General features: G+C 68.6%; 12 protein-coding genes and 1 riboswitch. Of the genes, 11 read left to right on the plus strand and 1 reads right to left on the minus strand.

Going from position 1 to position 16,573, the window contains the following annotated elements; genetic code table 11:
- The first annotated feature begins 45 nt into the window (after positions 1–45).
- From A9179_RS19120 to ispA, 8 genes are all read left to right on the plus strand, one after another.
- Entirely contained in the window at positions 46–651 is a 606-nt protein-coding gene (locus A9179_RS19120) for a YqiA/YcfP family alpha/beta fold hydrolase (protein ID WP_187807791.1), read from the plus strand.
- Positions 652–716: 65 nt separating this feature from the next.
- A complete protein-coding gene (gene parE, locus A9179_RS19125; protein WP_187807792.1) occupies positions 717–2,615 on the plus strand; it encodes a DNA topoisomerase IV subunit B in 1,899 nt (632 codons plus the stop codon).
- Positions 2,616–2,620: 5 nt separating this feature from the next.
- Positions 2,621–3,616 carry an esterase-like activity of phytase family protein gene (locus tag A9179_RS19130; protein ID WP_187807793.1) on the plus strand — a complete coding sequence of 332 codons (996 nt, stop codon included), beginning with the start codon at positions 2,621–2,623 and terminating at the stop codon, positions 3,614–3,616.
- Positions 3,613–4,143, plus strand: a complete 531-nt coding sequence (locus tag A9179_RS19135; protein ID WP_187807794.1) for a retropepsin-like aspartic protease family protein — start codon at positions 3,613–3,615, stop codon at positions 4,141–4,143. Before A9179_RS19130 ends, A9179_RS19135 begins: the two co-directional genes overlap by 4 nt.
- Positions 4,144–4,156: 13 nt before the next feature.
- Positions 4,157–6,415, plus strand: a complete 2,259-nt coding sequence (gene parC, locus A9179_RS19140) for a DNA topoisomerase IV subunit A (protein ID WP_187807795.1) — start codon at positions 4,157–4,159, stop codon at positions 6,413–6,415.
- Between the two features lie 304 nt (positions 6,416–6,719).
- Positions 6,720–7,424, plus strand: coding sequence for a PqiC family protein (locus tag A9179_RS19145; protein WP_187807796.1), 705 nt, complete (start codon positions 6,720–6,722; stop codon positions 7,422–7,424).
- Positions 7,425–7,498: 74 nt separating this feature from the next.
- A complete protein-coding gene (locus A9179_RS19150) occupies positions 7,499–7,741 on the plus strand; it encodes an exodeoxyribonuclease VII small subunit (RefSeq protein ID WP_187807797.1) in 243 nt (80 codons plus the stop codon).
- Positions 7,738–8,625, plus strand: coding sequence for a (2E,6E)-farnesyl diphosphate synthase (gene ispA / locus A9179_RS19155; RefSeq protein WP_187807798.1), 888 nt, complete (start codon positions 7,738–7,740; stop codon positions 8,623–8,625). Before A9179_RS19150 ends, ispA begins: the two co-directional genes overlap by 4 nt.
- A gap of 180 nt (positions 8,626–8,805) precedes the next feature.
- Here ispA and A9179_RS19160 read toward each other — a convergent pair whose 3' ends face one another.
- Entirely contained in the window at positions 8,806–9,705 is a 900-nt protein-coding gene (locus tag A9179_RS19160) for a phosphatase PAP2 family protein (protein ID WP_187807799.1), read from the minus strand.
- 201 nt (positions 9,706–9,906) lie between these two features.
- Here A9179_RS19160 and A9179_RS19165 point away from each other — a divergent pair, with 201 nt between their 5' ends.
- From A9179_RS19165 to dxs, 3 genes are all read left to right on the plus strand, one after another.
- Positions 9,907–13,170 carry a carboxyl transferase domain-containing protein gene (locus A9179_RS19165; protein WP_187807800.1) on the plus strand — a complete coding sequence of 1,088 codons (3,264 nt, stop codon included), beginning with the start codon at positions 9,907–9,909 and terminating at the stop codon, positions 13,168–13,170.
- 113 nt (positions 13,171–13,283) lie between these two features.
- Positions 13,284–14,243, plus strand: coding sequence for an alpha/beta fold hydrolase (locus A9179_RS19170; protein ID WP_187807801.1), 960 nt, complete (start codon positions 13,284–13,286; stop codon positions 14,241–14,243).
- 151 nt (positions 14,244–14,394) lie between these two features.
- Entirely contained in the window at positions 14,395–16,308 is a 1,914-nt protein-coding gene (dxs, locus tag A9179_RS19175; protein ID WP_187807802.1) for a 1-deoxy-D-xylulose-5-phosphate synthase, read from the plus strand.
- Positions 16,309–16,404: 96 nt separating this feature from the next.
- A riboswitch (cobalamin riboswitch) is annotated at positions 16,405–16,565 on the plus strand.
- Positions 16,566–16,573: the final 8 nt, after the last annotated feature.

Here is a 16,573-nt window from a genome sequence, read left to right on the forward strand (position 1 = left end):
CGGCGGCTTGCAGCCTGCCGCCCCCGCTTGTAGCCTCCCCTCCCCATGACCAGCATCCTTTATATCCACGGCCTCAACAGCTCGCCCGCCTCGACCAAGGCCAGCCAGCTGCTGCGGGTCGCCGAACACTGCGGCATCGCCCAGCACCTGCGCGTGCCGGCCCTGCACCACCACCCGCGCCAGGCCATGCAGCAGCTGCAGACGGCCATCGCCGAACTGGGCCGACCGCTGCTGGTGGGCAGCTCGCTGGGCGGCTACTACGCCACCTACCTGGCCGAGCAGCATGGCCTGAATGCCCTGCTGATCAACCCGGCGGTGCGCCCGCACCAGCTGTTCGGCGGCAAGGAGGTCGAGCAGACCAACCACTACAGCGGCGAGACCTGGCTGCTCACCCACGACCATGTGCAGGCCCTGGCCGAACTGGAAGTGCCCGAGCCACGCGCGGGCCAGCGCTACCACGTGTGGCTGCAGACTGCCGACGAAACCCTCGACTACCGCCAGGCCGAGGCCTACTACCAGGGCTGCAGCCTGGATATCCAGGCCGGCGGCGACCACAGCTACCAGGGTTTTGCCGGCCGCCTGCCGGAAATCCTCGAACTGGCTGGCTTCGACCGCACAATCTGGCAAGATTTCGACTTTTCCACCCTTTGAGCCCTTCGCCCCTGCCTTGCCGCACGGGGCGGACGCCCTGACCACCGACTCAATTAAGAGACCCCATGGCCCAGCAGAACACCTATAACGCCGATGCCATCGAAGTCCTCTCCGGCCTCGACCCGGTGCGCAAGCGCCCGGGCATGTACACCGACACCGCGCGGCCCAACCACCTGGCCCAGGAAGTCATCGACAACAGCGTCGACGAAGCGCTGGCCGGCCACGCCAAGGTCATCCAGGTCATTCTCCACGACGACAACTCGCTGGAAGTCATCGACGACGGCCGCGGCATGCCGGTGGATATCCACCCGGAAGAAGGCATCCCCGGTGTCGAGCTGATCCTCACCAAGCTGCACGCCGGCGGCAAGTTCTCCAACAAGAACTACCAGTTCTCCGGCGGCCTGCACGGCGTCGGTATCTCGGTGGTCAACGCCCTGTCCAACCAGGTCGAGGTCAAGGTCAAGCGCGACGGCAGCGAGCACCGCATGACCTTCGCCGACGGCTTCAAGGCCACTGACCTGGAAGTGATAGGCACGGTCGGCAAGCGCAACACCGGCACCAGCGTGCGCTTCTGGCCCGACCCGCAGTATTTCGACTCGCCGAAGTTCTCCATCAGCCGCCTCAAGCACGTGCTCAAGGCCAAGGCCGTACTCTGCCCCGGCCTGGAAGTCACCTTCACCGACAAGAACCTCGACGAGACCACCCGCTGGTACTACGAGGACGGCCTGCGCTCCTACCTCACCGACGCGGTGAGCGAGTTCGCCCGCCTGCCCGACGAGCCATTCTGCGGCAGCCTGGCCGGCAACAAGGAGGCGGTCGACTGGGCCCTGCTGTGGCTGCCCGAAGGCGGCGAGTCGCTGCAGGAGAGCTACGTCAACCTGATCCCCACCGCCCAGGGCGGCACCCACGTCAACGGCCTGCGCCAGGGCCTGCTGGACGCCATGCGCGAGTTCTGCGAGTTCCGCAACCTGCTGCCGCGCGGCGTCAAGCTGGCCCCGGAAGACGTCTGGGAGCGCATCGCCTTCGTCCTCTCGATGAAGATGCAGGAGGCGCAGTTCTCCGGGCAGACCAAGGAGCGCCTGTCGTCCCGCGAGGCGGCTGCCTTCGTCTCCGGCGTGGTGAAGGACGCCTTCAGCCTGTGGCTCAACGCCCACCCGGAAACCGGCCTGGCCCTGGCCGAGCTGGCCATCAGCAACGCCGGGCGCCGCCTCAAGGCCGGCAAGAAGGTCGAGCGCAAGAAGATCACCCAGGGCCCGGCGCTGCCCGGCAAGCTGGCCGACTGCGCCGGCCAGGATCCGATGCGCTCCGAACTGTTCCTGGTGGAAGGTGACTCCGCCGGCGGCTCCGCCAAGCAGGCCCGCGACAAGGAATTCCAGGCCATCATGCCGCTGCGCGGCAAGATCCTGAACACCTGGGAAGTGGACGGCGGTGAAGTCTTGGCTTCTCAAGAGGTGCACGATATCGCCGTGGCCATCGGCATCGACCCTGGCTCCGACGACCTGGCCCAGCTGCGCTACGGCAAGATCTGCATCCTCGCCGACGCCGACTCCGACGGCCTGCATATCGCCACCCTGCTTTGTGCATTGTTCGTCCGCCACTTCCGCCCGCTGGTGGACGCCGGCCACGTCTACGTCGCCATGCCGCCGCTGTACCGCATCGACCTGGGCAAAGAGATCTTCTACGCCCTCGACGACGCCGAGCGCGACGGCATCCTCGACCGCCTGGTGGCCGAGAAGCGCCGCGGCAAGCCGCAGGTCACCCGCTTCAAGGGCCTCGGCGAGATGAACCCGCCGCAGCTGCGCGAAACCACCATGGATCCCAATACCCGCCGCCTGGTGCAGCTGACCCTGGACGACTTCGAGGGCACCCGCGAAGTGATGGACATGCTGCTGGCCAAGAAGCGCGCCGGTGACCGCAAGAGCTGGCTGGAGTCCAAAGGCAACCTGGCCGAGGTTCTCGCGTGAGGTTGATGGCCCTGCTCGCCGGCCTGTTCCTGGCCGGGGCGGCCCATGCTGCCGAGCAGCCAGCGCCTGCCACGGCGGCGCCCGCCGAGCTGAAGCTGCTGGCGCAATACCCGGTGGACGGCATGAATGCCGGCAACCTGTCCGGCCTGGCGCGCTGCGCCGGCGAATGGCTGGCGGTGTCCGACCATGACGACGACCGCTACTACCGCCTGCTGCCCGGCACGGCCGCCTGGCAGGCCGAGGCCGAGCTGTTCAGCGCACCGCCGGCGCCCGCCAGCAACCTGCCCTGGGGCCTGCGCGTGCGCACCTGGACGGCCAACCTGCTGCGTGGCGGCGACCTGGACTTCGAAGACATCGCCTGCGACAACGCCGGCAACCGCTACCTGCTCAGCGAAGCCAACGCCGCCGTGCTGCAGTTGCCCCTGGCCGGCCAGCCCGAGTGGCTGCACCTGCCCGCCAGCCTGACCCGCCAGGCCCGCGCCAGCGGCATGCTGCTGCACTACAACGCGCTGCTCGAAGGCATCGCCATCGAGCCGAACGGCACGCGCCTGTGGCTGGCCGCCGAACGCGAACGCCGCGGCCTGCTGGTACTGCACCAGAAGAACGGCGGCTGGCAATGCACCGGCGGCTGCGTGCTGCTCTCCGAGGCCGGCCGCGAGCGCTCGCCGCTGACCCCGGACAGCCAACAGACCTACCCGCGCGACTTCTCCGCCCTGACCTTCTTCGACGGCAAGCTGTTCAGCCTGGAACGCCTGGCCCATCGCCTGTGCCGGCGTACCCTGGGCAGCGGTGCGGTGGAGAAATGCTGGTCGTTCGCCGCCGAGGCCAGCCTCGACAGCCGCCGCTACCCGGAGCCCTACGGCACGGCCGAGGCCCTGTGGCTGGAGGCGGACGGCCTCTGGCTGGGCCTGGACAACAACGGCCAGGCCCGCGGTGACGGCGAGCAGCGCCCGCTGCTCTGGCACTTCGCCGCCCCCAGCGGCGGCTGGAGCGCTCCATGAGCGACGTGCAGCCCGCCGGCGAACGCGCCGGGCGCGTGATGCTGATCCTCGCCTGGATCGCCGCCCTGGCGCTGGCCACCTACTGGTTCGGCAACTGGGAAGACAGTCGCGCCAATCCCAACCAGCAGCCGCAATCGGTGCATGGCGAGGGCTTTATCGAAGTGCGCCTGGCCAGCGGTCGTGGTGGCCACTACCTGCTCGATGGGCAGATCAACGGACAGACCGTGACCTTCCTGCTCGACACCGGCGCCAGCGCCGTGGCGATTCCCGCCGACCTGGCCAACCAGCTTGGCCTCAAGCGCGGCGCACCGCTCACCCTGAGCACCGCCAACGGCCTGAGCACCGGCTACCGCACCCACCTGGCCAGCCTGCAGCTCGGCGATATTCGCCTGAACAACGTGGCGGCGCTGGTCGCCCCCGGCATGCAGGGCAACGAGGTGCTGCTCGGCATGAGCGCCCTCAAGCAACTCGAATTCACTCAAAAGGGCGGCACCCTGGTGCTGCGCCAATCGACTTCTCTGAAATGACCATGAGGCACGCATGAGCGACACCCTCGATTTGAGCCTGGAAGGCGTGGAGCGCCGCTCGCTGGCCGACTTCACCGAGCAGGCTTATCTCAACTACTCCATGTACGTGATCATGGATCGCGCCCTGCCGCATATCGGCGACGGCCTCAAGCCGGTGCAGCGGCGGATCATCTATGCCATGAGCGAGCTGGGCCTGGACGCCGACTCCAAGCACAAGAAATCGGCGCGTACCGTCGGTGACGTGCTCGGCAAGTTCCACCCGCACGGCGACAGTGCCTGCTACGAAGCCATGGTGCTGATGGCCCAGCCATTCAGCTACCGCTACACCCTGGTCGACGGCCAGGGCAACTGGGGTGCGCCGGACGATCCCAAGTCCTTCGCCGCCATGCGCTACACCGAGGCGCGCCTGTCGCGCTACTCCGAGGTGCTGCTCAGCGAGCTGGGCCAGGGCACCGTGGACTGGGTACCGAACTTCGACGGCACCCTCGACGAGCCGGCGACCCTGCCGGCGCGCCTGCCCAACCTGCTGCTCAACGGCACCACCGGCATCGCCGTGGGCATGGCCACCGACGTGCCGCCGCACAACCTGCGTGAAGTGGCCAGCGCCTGCGTGCGCTTGCTGGATGAGCCGAACGCCACCGTCGAGCAGCTGTGCGAACACGTACTCGGCCCGGACTTCCCCACCGAGGCGGAAGTCATCACCCCCAAGGCCGACCTGCTGAAGATCTACGAGACCGGCCGCGGCTCGGTGCGCATGCGCGCGGTGTACAAGGTCGAGGACGGCGACATCGTGGTCAGCGCCCTGCCGCACCAGGTCTCCGGGGCCAAGGTGCTGGAGCAGATTGCCGCGCAGATGCAGGCCAAGAAACTGCCGATGGTCGCCGACCTGCGCGACGAGTCGGATCACGAGAACCCCTGCCGCATCGTCATCATCCCGCGCTCCAACCGCGTGGATGCCGACGAGCTGATGACCCACCTGTTCGCCACCACTGACCTGGAGTCCAGCTACCGGGTCAACACCAACGTCATCGGCCTCGACGGCAAGCCGTCGGTGAAAGACCTGCGCACCCTGCTCACCGAGTGGCTGCAGTACCGCGTCGGCACAGTGCGCCGGCGCCTGCAGTTCCGCCTGGACAAGGTGGAGAAACGCCTGCACCTGTTGGAAGGCTTGCTCGCGGCCTTCCTCAACCTGGATGAAGTGATCCATATCATCCGCACCGAGGATCAGCCCAAGCCGGTGCTGATGGAGCGCTTCGGCCTCACCGAGATCCAGGCCGACTACATCCTCGACACCCGCCTGCGTCAGCTGGCCCGCCTGGAAGAAATGAAGATCCGCGGCGAGCAGGACGAGCTGGCCAAGGAACGCGCCAAGCTGCAGGCCCTGCTCGGCAGCGAAGCCAAGCTGAAGAAACTGGTGCGCCAGGAAATCCTCGACGACGCCGAGAAATACGGCGACGACCGGCGCTCGCCGATCGTTGCCCGCGCCGAAGCCCGCGCCCTGTCGGAAACCGAGCTGATGCCGACCGAGCCGGTCACCGTGGTGCTCTCGGAAAAAGGCTGGGTGCGCTGCGCCAAGGGCCACGATATCGACGCGACGGGGCTTTCCTACAAGGCTGGCGACGGCTTCAAGACCTCCGCGCCAGGCCGCTCGAACCAGTACGCCGTGTTTATCGACTCGACGGGCAGGAGTTATTCCCTTGCCGCGCATTCGCTGCCGTCGGCCCGTGGCCAGGGCGAGCCGCTCACCGGCCGCCTGCAGCCGCCGCCGGGCGCCACCTTCGACTGCGTGCTGCTGCCTGACGACAACGCGCTGTACGTGATCGCCTCCGACGCCGGCTACGGCTTCGTGGTCAAGGGCGAGGATCTGCAGGCCAAGAACAAGGCCGGCAAGACCCTGCTGACCCTGCCCAACGGCTCGCTGGTGGTGCCGCCCAAGCCGGTGAACAGCCTGGAGGACGACTGGCTCGCCGCCGTCACTACCGAAGGCCGCCTGCTGCTGTTCAAGGTCGCCGACCTGCCGCAACTGGGCAAAGGCAAGGGCAACAAGATCATCGGCATCCCCGGTGAGCGCGTGGCCAGCCGCGAGGAATACCTCACCGACCTGGCCGTGCTGCCGTCCGGCGCCACCCTGGTACTGCAGGCCGGCAAGCGCACCCTGTCGCTCAAGCCGGACGACCTGGAGCACTACAAGGGCGAACGCGGCCGCCGCGGCAACAAGCTGCCGCGCGGCTTCCAGCGGGTCGACCAGCTGCTGGTGGAAAGCCCGAGCTAAACACCGCGCAATGAACAAGGGAGGCTCCAGCCTCCCTTTTCTTTTCAGCCTCACGGATACGCGGATCTGTCGCGGCTCTTCTGAGCTAGAGCCAGGCAAGGCGGAGTTAGGCGAGGACGCGGAGTTTACGAGGTGTAAATGAGCAGTCCGAGCCTAATTCCAACGCAGCATGGCCGACGATCAGAAGAGCCGAGACCCGGACTGGAGTCCGGCGGCGGTTTGGCGGATGATACGCGGCCGCAGGCAAGCGACCTGCTGACCGCACAAGACTGCCGGCCGCCCGCGCGGCCCCCAGGGTGAAATGATGACTGTGTTGCGCCTCCCCGCTGTTCTGCTGCTCGCCGGCCTGCTCGGCCTGGTGGGCTGTACGGCGCACAAACCGATGCCGCTGTACCAGCTCGACGCGGGCAGCCCCAAGGTGCCGCAACAGGCCCAGGGCCTGGCCGTGCTGCTCGGCCCGGTATCGATCGCCGACTACCTGCAGCGCGAAGCCTTCCTGCAGCGGCAGAACGACGGCAGCCTGGTGGCCGCCGAAGATGCGCGCTGGGCCGGCAGCCTGGCCGCCGATATCGACCAGGTGCTGCTGCGCCTGCTCGCCTCGCGCCTGGACAGCCAGCGCCTGGTACTGGCCCCCTCCCACAGCGGCTTCACCCCCGACGTGCAGGTGCTGCTGAACATCAGCCGCCTGGACTCCGGCCCGCACCACCCGGCCGTACTGGAAGCCCAGTGGCGCCTGCTCGACCGCAGCGGCCAGCTGCGCGACAGCCGCCTGCTGCGCCTGGAAGAAGCCCACGATGGCTCGGCCGCCGATCAGGTGCAGGCGCAGAGCCGCCTGCTGCGCCAGCTGGTGCTGCAACTGGGCGATGCCATCGAGCCGCTGCGCAACCAGCCGGTGGCCGAAGCCAGCAAACCGGCGACGCCACCTGCGCGGCCGAGCAAGCCGCAACAGAAGGCGCCGATCCCGCTGGTCACGCCTTCGCGCAGCAACGGCGAAGTGCTGCGCTTCTGACCCCCACGGTTTGCCCCAGATTGCGCGGCTCTGCTAGTGTCGCGCCCGTTCCAACAGTGCCGAGATCAGCCGCCATGGCCCGCAAAAAAGCCGCCGTCGACTTCGAACAATCCCTTGCCGACCTGCAACAGCTGGTCGAGCGCCTGGAAGGCGGCGAACTGTCCCTGGAAGACTCGCTCAGCGCCTTCGAGCAGGGCATCCGCCTGACCCGCGACTGCCAGGCCGCCCTGGCCCAGGCCGAGCAGAAGGTGCAGGTGCTCCTCGAGCGCGACGGCGAGCTGCAGGAAGCGCCCTTCGACGCGGACGAACCGGCATGATCGCCGCCTACCAGCAGCGCTGCCAGGCCCGCGTCGACGCGGCCCTGGCCAACCTGTTCGAGGCCCCGCGCAGCGAACTGGCGCGCCTGTACCAGGCCATGCGCTACAGCGTGGTGAATGGCGGCAAGCGCGTGCGCCCGCTGCTGGTGTACGCCGCCTGCGAGGCACTGGACGGCGACCTCGACCGCGCCGACGGCGCCGCCTGCGCAGTGGAGCTGATCCACGCCTACTCGCTGGTGCACGACGACCTGCCGGCCATGGACGACGACGACCTGCGCCGCGGCCAGCCGACCACCCATATCGCCTATGACGAAGCCTGCGCCATCCTCGCCGGCGACGGCCTGCAGAGCCTGGCCTTCGAGGCCCTGGCCGACTGCCGACACAATCCGCTCGACGCCAACCTGCGGCTGTCCATGGTCATGGGCCTGGCGCGCGCCGCCGGCCCGGCCGGGATGGTCGGCGGGCAGGCCATCGACCTCGAGTCGGTGGGCCGCCAGCTCGACCAGAAGGCCCTGGAAACCATGCACCGGCACAAGACCGGCGCGCTAATCGAAGCCAGCGTGCAGCTCGGCGCCCTGGCCAGCGGCAACGCCGACGAGCCGGCCCTGCGCTCGCTGCAGCAATACGCCCAGGCCATCGGCCTGGCCTTCCAGGTGCAGGACGACATCCTCGACGTGGAAAGCGACACCGCCACTCTGGGCAAGACCCAGGGCAAGGACGAAGCCAACCACAAGCCGACCTACCCGGCCCTGCTCGGCCTCGACGCGGCCAAGGCCTATGCCCTGGAACTGCGCGACCAGGCCCTGCACGCCCTGCGCCCGTTCGGCGACAACGCCGAGCCGCTGCGCGAGCTGGCCCGCTACATAGTCGAACGCCGCAGCTAGCCTGTATACGATCTGCTGCGCGTCGGCCATGCGTCGTTAAAAGCAGGCTCGGAATGCTCATTTACCATTCGTAAACTCCGCTTCCTCGCCTGCTTTTGCCTAGCCTGGCTCTAGCTCGCGAGATCGTTGCCGATTCAAGCGCTGTAGGGCGGGTGAAACACGCGCGCCCTACAGAATCCATCAGGCGGCGGCGCCGACCGGCAACGCCGACTCATCGCGCCGCACAGCCTTCAGCAAGTGCAGGCGCACCAGCAGCCAGGGCATCAGCCAGGTCACGAACAGCCCCATCGCCAGGCCGCGCAGCCCCTGCCAAACCAGCGGTTCGAACGGCCAGGCCGCGCCGAGCTGTCTCAGCCCCTGCTGCAACAGGATAAAGGCCACTGCGCCAAGCGCCGCGGCCAGCAGGCGGCGCCACAGCACTACCTCGGCAGAGAATGCCAGCTGCCGGTAGCCACACAGCACCCCGGCCAGCATCCCCGCCAGCAGCGGCACATAATGCGGCGCCACGCCGTGCCAGCTCAGCCAGGCGCCGGCAAACACCAGCGCGATCAGCGCCAGGTGCCAGCCGGCATGGGCCTCACGCCACCAGCTCCAGTGCCGTACCCGCTCGAACACCAGCAGCGTGGCAAGGCCCAGCAGGGCACCGCCGAGCACGTCTTCCACATCGTGGGCGCCGAGGTACAGGCGGCTGAAGATGATCCCGCTGGCCACCACTCCGCTGACCAGCCAGGCCCAGCCGCGACGCAGCTCCCAGGCCAGCCAGAACCAGATGACCACGGCGATCTGCGCGTGCCCGCTGGGCAGGCCGAAGCTGTCGCCCACCTCGTGATCCATGCGCAGGGCGATATCCGGGCGCGGATCCTGCCAGTAGTCCTTGAGCAAGGCATTGAGCAGCGCAGTGATCGCCACCAGCACCAGCAGGCGCAGGAATACCCCGCGGTTCCAGGCCCAGTAGCCCAGCGGCAGGAAGAACAGAATGAACTTCTCGTAGCCGAGCAGGGTGAACAAGCGCATCAGCGGAGTCAGCCCGTCGCTGCGCAGCGGCAGCACCCAGTCCAGGCTGTGGAGCAATTCGTTCATGACTGTCCTTGCGGTAATCCAGGCGAAGCGCCACAGATACTGCAGCCCTCGGGCCCGGGCAAGGGCCGAATCGGACAAAACGCGCAACGAATCATCAGCCACCCTGAGTGGCAGGTATTCGTCGCGGCACAGTTGGCTGCGGCCGGCGCCGGCGGCTGCCTAAGATGCCGTACTCACTACAACCAGACCGGAGCCACCGGCATGCCCTTTTCCGCCCTGCTGATCGCCAACCGCGGCGAGATCGCCATCCGCATCGCCCAGGCCTGCGCGGATCTCGCCATCCGCTCGGTGGCCGTGTTTGCCGAGGACGACAGCGCCAGCCTGCACACGCGCAAGGCCGACCTCGCCGTGCCGCTCAAGGGCCGTGGCGTACCGGCCTACCTGGACATGGATCAACTGATCGCCATCGCCCGCGAGCAAGGCTGCACGGCGGTGCACCCGGGCTACGGTTTTCTCGCCGAGAACGCCGAGTTCGCCCGCCGCTGCCGCGCCGCCGGGCTGGTGTTCATCGGCCCAGAAGCGCAGACCCTCGCACTGTTCGGCGACAAGGCCGCCGCCCGCGCCCTGGCCGAGCGCTGTGGCGCGCCGCTGGTGGCCGGGCTCAACCATGCGGTGAGCCTGGAGCAGGCGCGCGCCTTCCAGGCCGAACATGGCGCGGTGATGCTCAAGGCCCTGGCCGGCGGCGGTGGCCGTGGCATGCGCGCGGTGAGCGCAGCCAGCGAGCTGGACGAGGCCTACGCGCGTTGCCAGTCCGAGGCGCAGAGTGCCTTCGGCAACGGCGCCCTGTATATCGAACAGCTGGTACAGAGCGCCCGCCATATCGAAGTGCAGGTGCTCGGGGACGGCCATGCGGTCAGCCACCTGTGGGAACGCGACTGCAGCCTGCAGCGGCGCAACCAGAAGCTGCTGGAGATCGCCCCCAGCCCGGATCTGCCGGCCGCCACCCGCGAGGCAATCATCGCCTGTGCCCTGCGCCTGGCCGGTGAGGTGAACTACCGCGGCATCGGCACCTTCGAGTTCCTGGTCGAGGGCGAGCGTTTCTACTTCATGGAAGCCAACCCACGGGTGCAGGTGGAGCACACCGTCAGCGAACAGGTCACCGGCATCGATCTGCTGCACACCCAGTTGCGCCTGGCTGCTGGCACCAGCCTGGACAGCCTCGGCCTGCGCCAACCACCGGCCGTGCAAGGCTGCGCCGTGCAGTTGCGGATCAACCTGGAGACCCTGCTGGCGGACGGCAGCGCACGCCCGGCCGCCGGCGTGCTGAGCGCCTACCAGCCGCCCTCCGGCCCCGGCCTGCGCATCGATGGTTATGGCTACGCCGGCTACCCGGTAAGCCCGGCCTACGACTCGCTGCTGGCCAAGCTGATCGCCACCGCGCCCGACTACCCAAGCGCCCTGCGCCGTGCCTACCGCGCCCTCTGCGAGTTCCGCCTGGAAGGCGTGGCAAGCAACCTGCACCTGCTGCAGAACCTGCTGCAGCGCGAGGAAGTGGCTGCCAACCGGGTCGACACCCGCTTCGTCGAGCGCCAGCTGAGCGAACTGCTCGGCGCCCACGGCGCACCCCACCCGCACCGCTACTTCGTCGGCAGTGCCGCGCAGCAGGGCAACAGCCGGCAGAGCATCGACGCCCCGCCCGGCACCCTGGAGCTGAACGCGCCGAGCAGCGGCGTGCTGGTAGCCCTGACGGTAGCCGTGGGCGACAGCGTGGCCGCCGGCCAGAGCCTGGCCGTGCTGGAAGCGATGAAGATGGAGTTCGAGGTGCGCGCCGAGCGTGGCGGCATCGTCCGCGCCCTGGCCGCCGCTCCTGGCGACGCCCTGGCCGAGGGTCAGGCCCTGCTGTTCCTCGAACCCGCCGAGGTCGATGGCAGCCAGGTGCAGGACGAACAGGCCGTCGACCTCGCACATATCCGCGCCGATCTGGCCGAGGTGCTGGAGCGCCACGAACGCCTCACCGATGCGCGCCGCCCCGAGGCGGTGGCCAAGCGACGCAAGACCGGCCAGCGCACTACCCGGGAAAACCTCGACGACCTGCTCGATGCCGGCAGCTTCAACGAATACGGCGCCATGGCCCTGGCCGCCCAGCGCCGCCGACGCTCCCACGAGGAGCTGCTGGAGCTGAGCCCGGCCGACGGCCTGGTGGCCGGCACCGGTACGGTCAACGCTGCCGCCTTCGGCCCGCAGGCCGCGCGCTGCATGGCCATCGCCTACGACTACACGGTGTTCGCCGGCACCCAGGGGGTGATGAACCACAAGAAGACCGACCGCATGCTGGCCCTGGCCGAGCAGTGGCGCCTGCCCGTGGTGCTGTTCGCCGAGGGCGGCGGCGGCCGGCCGGGCGATACCGATTTCGTCGGCGTGGCCGGGCTGGACTGCCATACCTTTGTCGGCATGGCCAAGCTCTCCGGCCTTGTCCCTACAGTAGGGATAGTCTCCGGGCGCTGCTTCGCCGGCAATGCCGCCCTGCTCGGCTGCTGCGACGTGATCATCGCCACCGGCAACGCCAGCATCGGCATGGCCGGCCCGGCGATGATCGAGGGCGGCGGCCTGGGCAGCTACAAGCCGGAAGAAGTCGGCCCCACCAGCGTGCAGGGCCCCAACGGGGTGATCGACGTGCTGGTGGCGGACGAAGCCGAAGCGGTGCAGGTGGCCAAGCAGTACCTGGGCTACTTCCAGGGGCCGCTGGCCGACTGGCAGTGCAGCGATCCGCGCGAGCTGCGCCACGTCATTCCGGAGAACCGCCTGCGGGTCTACGACATCCGCAAAGTCATCGCGCTGCTGGCCGACAGCGGCAGCGTGCTGGAGCTGCGCCGCCAGTTCGCCCCCGGGCTGATCACCGCCTTCATCCGCATCGAGGGCAAGCCCTTCGGCCTGATCGCCAACAACCCGGCCCACCTCGGCGGCGCCATCGACGCCGTAGCCGGCGACAAGGCCGCGCGCTTCATGCAGCTGTGCGACGCCTTCGACCTGCCGATCGTCTCGCTGTGCGACACCCCCGGCTTCATGGTCGGCCCCGAGGCGGAGAAGCAGGGCACGGTGCGCCATGTGTCGCGCATGTTCGTCAGCGCCGCCAGCCTGTCGGTGCCCTTCTTCACCCTGGTGCTGCGCAAGGGCTACGGCCTCGGCGCCCAGGCCATGGCCGCCGGCAGCTTCCACTCGCCGCTGTTCACCGCCGCCTGGCCGAGTGGTGAATTCGGCGCCATGGGCCTGGAAGGCGCCGTGCGCCTGGGCTTCGCCAAGGAGCTGGCAGCCCAGCCGGACGAGACCAGCCGCCAGGCGCTGTTCGACAAGCTGGTGGGCAAGGCCTACGCCAACGGCAAGGCACTGAACATGGCCAGCTACCTGGAGATCGACGCGGTGATCGACCCGGCCGAGAGCCGCGCCTGGCTGCTGCGCGGACTCAACGCGGCACCGGCCCCGGCGCCACGCACGGGCAAGAAACGCCCCTTCGTCGACACCTGGTAAAGCCACCGTTTTTGTAGGAGCGAGCTCTGCTCGCGAAGCGCTTCATGCGCCTGATTCGCGAGCAGGGCTCGCTCCTACAAGTTCGCCCTGTTTTGGTAGTGTGAGAGAAATCCATGCACATCGAACATCAGCTGCTCGCAGTCAACGGCATCGACCTCAGCGTCTACAGCGCCGGCCCGGCGCACGGCAAGCCGGTGTGGCTGCTGCACGGTTTTCCCGAATGCTGGTACGCCTGGCACCCGCAGATCGAGGCCCTGAGCCGCGCCGGCTACCGGGTATTCGCCGCGGAGATGCGCGGCTACGGGCAGAGCAGCGCACCGCGCGATCCCGCCGCCTACGACCTGCTGACCCTGTGCGGCGATATCCAGGGCGCCATGGACGCCCTCGGCCACACCCGCGTTGCGGTGGTCGGCCATGACTGGGGCGCACCGGTGGCCTGGCACCTGGCCCTGCTGGAGCCCGAGCGGGTGCAGGCACTCGGCGCGCTGTCGGTGCCGTTCGGCGGCCGGCCGAAACGCCCGGCCATCGAGATGATGCGCGAGGCCTATGCCGGGCGCTTCCACTACATCCTCTACTTCCAGCAGCCGGGGGTGGCCGAGGCCGAGCTGGACGCCGACATCGGCCGCAGCCTGCGCCTGCTGCTCGGCGGCCTGGAAGGCGCACTGCTGGCCGACAAGCCGGCTGACGCCAGGTTGTTCGACGGTGCGCACGACCTGGCGCTGCCGGCCTGGTGCCCGCCCGAGCTGTTCGCCGTGTACGAGCGCACCTTCGCCGGTCGCGGCTTCCACGGTGCGCTGAACTGGTACCGCAACTTCGAGCGCAACTGGCAACGCACCGAGCCGTTGGCCGAGCTGCAGGTGCAGCAGCCGACCCTGTTCCTGCTCGGCGAGCGCGACCCGGTCGGGCGCTTCGAGGCACCGACGCTCAAGCGCATGGCCGCCAAGGTGCCGCGCCTGGAGCAGCACCTGCTGGCGGACTGCGGCCACTGGCTGCAGAGCGAGCGCGGCGAGCAGGTCAACGCCCTGCTGCTGGACTTCCTCGCCCGCCACTACCCGGCAGCACCCACCCCGTAGGGCGCAGCCATGCGCACCAAGCCCCCCCCTGCGCGGTTACGGGGGCGCACGGCGCACACTGCGACAGGGGCTGGCTGATGGCAGTTTGGGCAAGCGGGCGGTGCTTCAGGTAAACTGCCGCATCTTTTGTACGCCTATAACGATCTGCCTGATGCCGACCACCTTCCACGAGATCCCCCGCGAGCGCCCCGTCACGCCCCTGCTCGACCGTGCCGAGACCCCGGACGGCCTGCGCCGCCTGGCGGAGAGCGAGCTGGAAAGCCTCGCCGACGAGCTGCGCCAGTACCTGCTGTACAGCGTCGGCCAGACCGGCGGGCACTTCGGCGCCGGCCTCGGCGTGGTCGAGCTGACCATCGCCCTGCACTACATCTTCGACACCCCGGACGACCGTCTGGTGTGGGACGTCGGCCACCAGGCCTACCCGCACAAGATCCTCACCGGCCGTCGCGAGCGCATGGCCAGCCTGCGCCAGAAGAACGGCCTGGCCGCCTTCCCGCGGCGCAGCGAGAGCGAGTACGACACCTTCGGCGTCGGCCACTCCAGCACCAGCATCAGCGCGGCCCTCGGCATGGCCATCGCCGCACGCCTGCAAGGTTCGCGGCGCAAGTCGGTGGCGGTGATCGGCGACGGCGCGCTGACCGCCGGCATGGCCTTCGAGGCGCTCAACCATGCGTCCGATGTGAAGGCCAACATGCTGGTCGTGCTCAACGACAACGACATGTCGATCTCGAAGAACGTCGGCGGCCTGTCCAACTACCTGGCCAAGATCATCTCCAGCCGCACCTATTCGAGCATGCGCGAAGGCAGCAAGAAGATCCTCTCGCGCCTGCCCGGCGCCTGGGAGATCGCGCGCAAGGTCGAGGAACACGCCAAGGGCATGCTGGTGCCCGGCACCCTGTTCGAGGAGCTGGGCTGGAACTACGTCGGCCCCATCGACGGCCACGACCTGCCCACCCTGATCGCCACCTTGCGCAATATGCGCGACCTGGAAGGCCCGCAGTTCCTCCATGTGGTGACCAAGAAGGGTAAGGGCTTCGCCCCGGCCGAGGCCGACCCGATCGGCTACCACGCGATCACCAAGCTGGAGCCGATCAATCCGCCGGCGCAGCCCAAGCAGCCCTCCGGGCCCAAGTATTCGGCCGTGTTCGGCCAGTGGCTGTGCGATATGGCCGCCCAGGATGAGCGTTTGGTCGGCATCACTCCGGCGATGAAGGAAGGCTCCGACCTGGTGGCCTTCGCCGACAAGTTCCCGGCCCGCTACTTCGACGTCGCCATCGCCGAGCAGCATGCAGTGACCCTGGCCGCCGGCATGGCCTGCGACGGCATCAAGCCGGTGGTGGCGATCTACTCCACCTTCCTGCAGCGCGCCTACGACCAGCTGATCCACGACGTGGCCGTGCAGCACCTCGACGTGCTGTTCGCCATCGACCGCGCCGGCCTGGTCGGCGAAGACGGCCCGACCCACGCCGGCAGCTTCGACATTTCCTACCTGCGCTGCATCCCCGGCATGCTGGTGATGACCCCCAGTGACGAGAACGAGCTGCGCCGCATGCTCACCACCGGCTACCTGTTCAACGGCCCGGCGGCAGTGCGCTATCCGCGCGGCAGCGGCCCCAACGCAGTGATCGAGGCAGCCCTGGAGCCGCTGCAGATCGGCAAGGGCGTGGTGCGACGCCAGGGCAAGGGTGTCGCCCTGCTGGTGTTCGGTGTGCAGCTGAGCGAAGCCCTGCGCGTCGCCGAAACGCTGGATGCCACCGTGGTCGACATGCGCTTCGTCAAACCCCTCGACGAAGCCCTGCTGCGCGAACTGGCAGCCAGCCACGCGCTGCTGGTGAGCATCGAGGAAAACGCCGTGATGGGCGGCGCAGGCTCAGCGGTGAGCGAGTTCCTCGCCGCCGAGAACCTGCTCAAGCCGCTGCTGCAGCTGGGCCTGCCGGACTACTACGTGGAGCACGCCAAGCCGGCGCAGATGCTCGCCGAATGCGGCCTGGACGTGGCCGGCATCGAATCCGCCGTGCGCGCCCGCCTGGCCCTGCTTGAGCAGGATTCAGCACAAGCTGACTGAAACCCGCTTGTGGCCCGACACGCCGTGCACTAAGGTGCGCGGCGTTTTGCATTCCGCCAAGGTGCGCCAGAGCTGCCGACGATCCGCCCCGCGCGATCGTCGCAGGCGGCGTTAAACGGGAAGCCGGTGCGCTCACGAGCCATCCCGGCGCTGCCCCCGCAACGGTAATCGACCGCAGCCCTGCGCTGCCCGCCTGCTCATCCGCCACTGGGATTTCCCGGGAAGGCGAGCCGGCGCGTCGAGAGCCCGGAGACCGGCCTGGACG

The organism is Pseudomonas alcaligenes (genome assembly GCF_014490745.1).
GTDB classification, from domain to species: Bacteria; Pseudomonadota; Gammaproteobacteria; order Pseudomonadales; family Pseudomonadaceae; genus Aquipseudomonas; species Aquipseudomonas alcaligenes_C.

Bases quoted from the DNA above. Each gene is read 5' to 3' on its own strand.
- A9179_RS19150 (WP_187807797.1), top strand. From the start codon at position 7,499: ATGGCCCGCAAAAAAGCCGCCGTCGACTTCGAACAATCCCTTGCCGAC.
- ispA (WP_187807798.1), top strand. From the start codon at position 7,738: ATGATCGCCGCCTACCAGCAGCGCTGCCAGGCCCGCGTCGACGCGGCC.
- dxs (WP_187807802.1), top strand. From the start codon at position 14,395: ATGCCGACCACCTTCCACGAGATCCCCCGCGAGCGCCCCGTCACGCCC.
- A9179_RS19170 (WP_187807801.1), top strand. From the start codon at position 13,284: ATGCACATCGAACATCAGCTGCTCGCAGTCAACGGCATCGACCTCAGC.
- A9179_RS19130 (WP_187807793.1), top strand. From the start codon at position 2,621: ATGGCCCTGCTCGCCGGCCTGTTCCTGGCCGGGGCGGCCCATGCTGCC.
- parC (WP_187807795.1), top strand. From the start codon at position 4,157: ATGAGCGACACCCTCGATTTGAGCCTGGAAGGCGTGGAGCGCCGCTCG.
- A9179_RS19165 (WP_187807800.1), top strand. From the start codon at position 9,907: ATGCCCTTTTCCGCCCTGCTGATCGCCAACCGCGGCGAGATCGCCATC.
- A9179_RS19120 (WP_187807791.1), top strand. From the start codon at position 46: ATGACCAGCATCCTTTATATCCACGGCCTCAACAGCTCGCCCGCCTCG.
- A9179_RS19135 (WP_187807794.1), top strand. From the start codon at position 3,613: ATGAGCGACGTGCAGCCCGCCGGCGAACGCGCCGGGCGCGTGATGCTG.
- parE (WP_187807792.1), top strand. From the start codon at position 717: ATGGCCCAGCAGAACACCTATAACGCCGATGCCATCGAAGTCCTCTCC.
- A9179_RS19160 (WP_187807799.1), bottom strand. From the start codon at position 9,705: ATGAACGAATTGCTCCACAGCCTGGACTGGGTGCTGCCGCTGCGCAGC.
- A9179_RS19145 (WP_187807796.1), top strand. From the start codon at position 6,720: ATGACTGTGTTGCGCCTCCCCGCTGTTCTGCTGCTCGCCGGCCTGCTC.